Source organism: Pseudoalteromonas sp. S8-8 (assembly GCF_000497875.1).
GTDB classification, from domain to species: domain Bacteria; phylum Pseudomonadota; class Gammaproteobacteria; order Enterobacterales; family Alteromonadaceae; genus Pseudoalteromonas; species Pseudoalteromonas arctica.
The window spans coordinates 67,758-73,876 of the sequence record NZ_AUTR01000037.1 but is presented as its reverse complement, the minus strand read 5'-3'; the positions used below and the strand labels follow the sequence as shown (position 1 = coordinate 73,876).

Annotated in this window: 4 protein-coding genes and 1 pseudogene; 1 reads left to right on the top strand and 4 read right to left on the bottom strand. The window is 39.3% G+C overall.

Annotated elements, in window-relative coordinates:
• Positions 1-558: 558 nt before the first annotated feature.
• On the bottom strand, positions 559-2,721 hold the full coding sequence (locus tag L659_RS0112595) for an exonuclease domain-containing protein (protein ID WP_050581765.1): 2,163 nt from the start codon (positions 2,719-2,721) through the stop codon (positions 559-561).
• A 129-nt stretch (positions 2,722-2,850) separates the two neighbouring features.
• On the opposite strand from L659_RS0112595, the pseudogene L659_RS1000000123925 reads away from it, so the two are divergent.
• Positions 2,851-3,030 (top strand): annotated as a pseudogene (locus L659_RS1000000123925) (protein phosphatase); the annotation flags it as partial.
• A 38-nt stretch (positions 3,031-3,068) separates the two neighbouring features.
• On the opposite strand, the gene L659_RS0112590 reads toward L659_RS1000000123925, so the two are convergent.
• The 3 genes from L659_RS0112590 to L659_RS0112580 are packed head-to-tail and all read right to left on the bottom strand — an operon-like array spanning position 3,069 to position 6,116.
• Positions 3,069-3,788 (bottom strand): DUF6445 family protein, encoded by a 720-nt coding sequence (locus L659_RS0112590; RefSeq protein WP_024590763.1) that lies wholly within the window; start codon positions 3,786-3,788, stop codon positions 3,069-3,071.
• On the bottom strand, positions 3,781-4,521 hold the full coding sequence (locus L659_RS0112585; protein WP_024590762.1) for a SapC family protein: 741 nt from the start codon (positions 4,519-4,521) through the stop codon (positions 3,781-3,783). The genes L659_RS0112590 and L659_RS0112585 overlap by 8 nt, the downstream gene beginning before the upstream one ends.
• A gap of 38 nt (positions 4,522-4,559) precedes the next feature.
• Positions 4,560-6,116: a tryptophan halogenase family protein gene (locus L659_RS0112580; RefSeq protein ID WP_024590761.1), complete on the bottom strand. Its 1,557-nt coding sequence runs from the start codon at positions 6,114-6,116 to the stop codon at positions 4,560-4,562.
• Between the last annotated feature and the right edge of the window lie 3 nt (positions 6,117-6,119).

Genomic DNA, 6,119 nt, shown 5'->3' with positions numbered 1-6,119 from the left:
CCCGCCGATGAGGTTAACTGCGCTGTTGCATCAAGCGCTGTATTGACTGTGGTATTGCCTGTGGTATTTAAAGACGATGCCGATGCGTTCAATGCGTTATTTAAAGATGAGCTGCCAGAGGCCACTAATGAATTTGCAGGCTCTGCGGCCTCGCTGCTTTCTTGCGATGGAGTTTGTGTATTATTTGCCGTTGAATCTGTATTTTGCGAGTCATCAGCCGTTACTTGTGTATCGCTAGATGCGTTTGTATCATTGCTACCACTGGCTGTTAAACCGTTTTGTGAAAGCGCAATAGATGTAGATGTTTGTTGCTGCGCCGACGTAGACTGAGATATTTCAATATCAGCGGCGTGCACTGCACCTGTAAAAGTACACACACCGCTTAACATCATTACGCTTACAATTTTATTTAATTTAGTCATTGTTTTGTCCTCTAGTTTGTCGGATTGACATAAAGAAGACGATTTACAAAAACACTTTATTCCAAAAATAAATTAAAAAATTACAATAAAACCACTTATTAACTAAATTTCAAATACTTAAAGGTAAGCTAATACCCTACGGCGTTAGCGTTTCACTATTTTGGATCAGCAATAACAGCTCGGCAGTGGCAGTTGCATCGGCCAATGCGCGGTGATGGCTGGTTAAGTTTAAATTAAAATGCGTACTAAGGTTACCAAGCGAATACGACTTTAAGCCTTTAAACGCTTTGCGCGACTCAACCACGGTGCACATTTTTGGCATTTTAAAAAAGTGCCCTGCCATCTCGCATTCTTTTTTAATAAAGCCATAGTCAAAATTAACGTTATGGGCTACAAAAATACTGCCTGCTAGTTTATCAATTAGTGGCTTTACAACCTCTGCAAATACGGGCGCGTTATAAACCATGCTGTCGCTAATACCAGTTAGTGACGTTATAAATCCAGGTATATGGCGCTCGGGGTTAACTAAGCTAGTCCAAGTATCAATTACTTTACCGTGCTGTACTTTTACAAGGCCTATTTCGGTAATACGGTTACCGCCTTTTAAGCCGCCCGTGGTTTCTATATCAACTACGCTGTAAATACGGTTTGGGTCTACAAACCACTTAACTGCGGCAATATGTACCGTAAAGCCCACATTTTTTAAATTATCTATGGTGGTAAGTTGGTTGCGCCTAAGCTTATCACCTGGGGCTTTTACCTCTTCAAAATGTACTTGGCCATTATTAATTACCATTAAGTCGGGGTAGCCGTCTTTTAGCTGTAAATAATGTTTGCTCATAGCCGTTAAATGAGTAATTAATGCCTCAAGTGGGCTGTTTAAAATAAGCGTTTCTAGTGGCTCTAATAAATTGCTGCGCCACCTAAACAAACCGTTAGGTTGATCAAAGTATTGCGCTGCATTTTTGCATACTAAATTAAGCAATGCTTGCGACGTTTGGCACTTTGCTAAGCGCTCATTTATCTGTATTTGCTGCGCTTCATAAAAATTACCAAGCCTTAATACTTGCGGATAAATATCAAACTCATTGCATGGCGGATAAGGCGACTCCACAAATAGCTCATGCCAAAATACCAAACCAAACAAACTTTGCCAAAGCGTGTTTTCGGTATTAAATACCTGCATACCTTGGCGAGTATAATAATCGTTTACGCCCTGCTCTACTTCACCTCGGTACAGTTCATCTATTTCTAGCACGCACTGAGTATCGGCAAGCATGGCACTTAAACGAGAACGTGTTTTTTTATTAAACTTACGCATTAAAAAATCGTCAGCAAAATACAGTAAATCATCAGTGAGCGGGTTTTCGATAATGGCTTCTAATCGAGCTTTTACCCACTCTTTATTGCCAAGCCTGTATTGCTCTCTTATTTGAATTTCTTGTGCTTCGCTATCATCCGCGCACCCTTCTAGTAAGCTAAAAGCAAGTTCGCTATCAACTGCTTTTAGCTGCCTATAAAGCCTAACTAATAATTTATTTTTTAATACAACGGCAATGGCACCATGTGTAGCTTGCACTAAAACCTGCGACGCTAAAGCAGCATAGTCGCTCTCATCTGTAATGTTTTTAAATGCTAACCGGTAACGGTTTAGTAAATAGTTTGATTGCGCTTCTTCAAGTGTTTCAAAGCGTGACAAGCTCTCACTGTGCCCTTCGCGTGTAGCGGTTAAGCCTAAGTCTCGCATTACAAAACGATTTTGATGATTTACATCGCCGCTGCTTAGTTTGCCTGCAAATAAAAACTCAAAATACTCGTAGTAATCACTGCGGTTATTAATTACATACTGGCTATAAAGTGGCGCAAGCTCTTGTGGGCATGCTTTAAAAAACTCACGCGCAATATCCACCAGCGCGCCTTTACCGGCGCTCTTTTTAAAGCTTATTTGCTCGTCGTAATTACTTAGCAACTCAACCAAAGAAGGTTTGGTTAAGTGCGCTAAAAGCTGCGAATAATGCTGCTCGTTTGGCTCAAATAAAATATCGGCTTTTTTAAGCGTATAAATAGCCTGATGCGGTGATGTTATTTCTTCATAATTAAGCGATTGCGCCTGCACCAAATAAGGCTTTCGCGAGTACACACGCGCCAACATGCACTGGCTTTGTTCATCTAGCTGGTTAATTTTACTAATAAATTCACTATGTTTAGGCTCAAGTAAATGCATACATTTACTAGTTACAAACTCAATAAGCTCTCTAAAATGCGCTAAATAGTATTTTGCTGGTAATTCTTTTTTCATAATATCGCCATAACTGTATATAAAAACAGTATCTAGTATTTATGCTTATTATTCAATCTTAAACTTGTAATCGGTAATGCTTATAGTTGCCATATCAAAATAATGTAGAGTCAATAAGCACTAAATGTAAAAAGCGACATATTACAAGCCATACAACAAAAACAAACCATTGCCATACATTGCAAAGGTGGCACCTGCGGCACAGGGTTGGTCGCTGCACTTATTTTAAATTCGACAGGTTACACATAAGAAGAGGTATACAACCTAGTACAAGGCATTCGCCCTAAAGCACTCACTATAGAGCTGTAAAAAGAGTACTTTGAGAGTTTTAGTCGGTAATAAAAAAGCTAGCGTAAAACAGCAAAGCTACTAATAGTTAAACGCCCATTAACTGGGTCGCAGGCATAACCATTAGACGCGTTTATATTACCGGAATGCAATAAGTTACTTGGGTATATAACTGCGCGATTTAGCTTTGCCTCTACTCTGTAAACTTGCTCAAACAAAGTTGTACTTCCATTTATATATTGTGGATTTTTATGAAGCTTTTGCGCCATGGCTTGTTGCTTAATAGCTTGCCTATAAAGCATAAGCCGCTCTTTTGTTATACGTTCATACCCTAAGGATTTATGCTTATAAAATGAAGTGCCACCATGAGTTTCATCACATAAAAAGTGCACCATAGCAAGTTGATTCATATTAGGTGTATCAAAATGAGGGAGCATTTGTATTGGCCTGAGCTTATCAGGCTCAGTGCATGCAATTGAAAAAGCAGAAAGAATTACATCAAACTCGCTTTTATCCGCCATATCAAAGTGCGAATTAATAATTGGCGCAAGCGCTTTTAACCGCTCGATATAACTAAGCGGTGCTGCTTTTCTTACTCCTGGGTAAAAATCACTTTCTTGTGCGCAAAACGATTCTCTAGCACTTTGAGAAAACACAGCAAAATTAATAAGCGCATCTACATTATTTACAAAATCATCAATAACAATAATTGGGGTTTTCTCTTCCCCTACAGTATGTATGTGTAACGCCGTATTTTCGTTTAGTTTAAAATCAATCATCGGCTAAATTAAGCACTGCATTTTTACGCTCTATCAATGGGTATATTTGGCCAAGTGAGGTTATAACAGTATAAATAGCGGGTAATAAAGCGCTTTGATGTAAAAGCGTAATTTGATCACTATTAAGTTGTGCGAGTCTTTCTTGGTTAATAGTGTATAGGCCGTTTAACTTTGTTTTTTGACTGTTCTGAAACGTTACCTCAAGCGATAATGGCTGCAGTAGATCATGCTGTAACAAGGTATCAATTAACTTTTTATTGTCTATTTCGCCCTGTAGTAAATGCCCTAAACACTGCTTTATTTGTTTGAAATAGCTACTTTCTTCTGCGCTTTGGGTATAAATTGGTTCTAAATTATTCTGGCTTTGCGCTCGATTATTAACGACTGCTGGGCTATTTAAATTAATACACACAGGGTATTGAGTTTGCTGCGCATGAGTATCACCAACAAAAAATGGCTGACGCTGTAATTGAAGCGGTAAATACACGCCCTGCCACTGCGAGTTCTGATAAAACAAGTTCTCATGTTGCTCAAAGCCTAATAAAGCATTGAGTGTAAACTCCCCTGTTTCTGAGTTTTTTGCAAAAACTATAGGCTGCTGAACGGCAATTTGATTAAGTTCCGCCATAACAACAGGGATCATATTAATGTTTTCAGCGTGTGATTGTGCTTTTTGTGTATCTATTTTTATATGCTGATGAGCACTTTGCTCTAATGCGACTAAATTTTCCATGTGTGTCTCTTTATTGTTTTTATGTGTAAATTTTTAAGCTAAATAGTGCTAAAGCCATGATTCTTAATTTTATTTAACAATTCTCGGTTACTAGGTAAGTTAGTGACTGCTTGGTTTATCATGCTTTTATTTTTATCAAACTGACTTTTAGCAAAAACAGTGTCTTTAAGCATATAGGCAGTTGTGCTGTAGTCACTTTTAAAGCCCATACCATATAAAACATATTGATAACTCGCCGCTGGAAACACCTCATTGTTACTTGTAAAGTCGTGGTCAGCAGGGGCGCGGTATTGCCATAATTTCATTAGATCTTGTAGGCTTTGAGGAATCGTTTTTGGGTCTCTGTTATCGCTCCAAAATGCGTTATCGTCACGGGTTGATAAAATATAGTGTAACTTTAAAAAGTCGATTATTTTTTCCCACCTATAACTAAACGTCTCATTAAAGCGCTTGGCGGTAATATCCATAATATCGCGGGTGTGGGGGAGTTGTTCGCTGATCATCTGCGCTGACATTTCTACTAATACCAATGCAGAAGCTTCAAGCGGTTCCAAAAAGCCAGCCGAAAGCCCAACTGCAACACAGTTGTTCTGCCAAAAGTGTGAGCGATGGCCACTTTTAATAGGGATTTTTCTGATGGTGAGTGAATCGATTTTATCGCCCACGTACTCTTTGAGTTTTTCTCTTGCTTGGGCTTCAGTACTATATTTACTGGAATACACATAACCAACACCACGACGGTGTTGCAAGCCTATATCCCAAATCCAACCAGCTTCTTGCGCAGTTGAAATTGTGTGAGACGCAATGCTCTCATCTTCATCCTCATAAGGGACTTGCACTGCTAAGGCGGTATCAATAAACAGCACGTCATCGCAGGGCTTAAAGGGAACCTTGTAATGCTCGCCTAATAACAATGATGAAAAGCCGGTGCAATCGACAAATAAATCACCGCTAATTTCACCTTGTTGTTTTGTGGTAACGCTTGCAATATCGCCATTTTTAGCACTATTGACCTGCGTTACATCGGCTAAAATATGTTTAACGCCAAGCTGCTGCGTACAGTGTTTTTGTAAAAAAACAGCAAATTTTACAGAGTCTAAATGGTAGGCATAATTGGCTATAGCAGCATATTCTGGTGTACAAATTGTTTTAGGGGCAAGCCCTTGCTCACAAATAGCTTCTTGGTAACACACTGCGTTTGAAAAAGACGTTGACTCTGCTGTGTTATTTAACCAATGCCCTGCCATATCGGTTTTTGAAAAGCCCTGCGGCAGAACTAATGGATGATAGTAAAAATCATCATCGCTGCCATCCACCCATTTGGCAAATTTTGCTCCTTGCTTAAAGCTTGCTTCACACTCGCGTATAAAATCGGTTTCGCTAATACCAAGCGCTATTAATGTACTGCGCATAGTGGGCCACGTGCCTTCGCCAACACCTATAATTGGTATATTTGGAGATTCAACTAGCACAACGTTAAGACCATCGGGCGTATTACTCTTATGATGTGCCGCTAATCGACCTGCTGTTAGCCAGCCTGCTATACCACCACCAATGACAACCACTGTTTTTATTTTTTTATTTTTCTGGTTCATACT